1 protein-coding gene is annotated in these 500 nt (G+C 59.8%); it reads right to left on the bottom strand.

Annotated elements, in window-relative coordinates:
* Window positions 1-14: 14 nt before the first annotated feature.
* A partial coding sequence (locus CQ12_RS37115; protein ID WP_057840181.1) for a portal protein occupies window positions 15-500 on the bottom strand: 486 nt, incomplete at its 5' end.

The raw sequence follows: 500 nt of genomic DNA, 5'->3' as shown, positions 1-500 counted from the left end.
CGCGATGGCGTCCATCAGGCCGCCTGCCCCATCGGTCTAGCCGTATGCTCAACAATCTCCATAGCCCCGCCCGACTGAGCCACAGCCAGCGACAGCATCGCAAACTGATCGTCGGTCAGGTCGTAGTAGGTCTCACGCTCTTCCTGCTCGCGCTCTTCCCACCAGACTTTCACAATGCCAACCTTGCTGAGCAGCGCGTCCTTGATGAAGGAGTACAGCACCATGAAGCCGGGGTTCTGCTGCATGAACACATGGTTCACGTAGTCGGTTTCCTGCTGCGCGGCCTCCTCGTCCTCGGGACCAACCGGCTCGAAGCGCACAACCTCATCGGAGCCAGCAAAGATGTCCATCAGCGTCGGCATCAGTCCTTCAATGGTGTCAGACACATCGGTTGAAACAGCAGCCGATCGGCCGTCTACCGTGGGCATGTCCTGGGTCATGTCGCCAAGATAGTACTCCATCGCGGTCGCGCGATCCTGGCTGAGCTGGGCTGCAACGAG

The sequence above is a fragment of the Bradyrhizobium jicamae genome (genome assembly GCF_001440395.1).
Lineage (GTDB): Bacteria > Pseudomonadota > Alphaproteobacteria > Rhizobiales > Xanthobacteraceae > Bradyrhizobium > Bradyrhizobium jicamae.
This window is presented reverse-complemented; position numbering and strand designations above follow the sequence as displayed.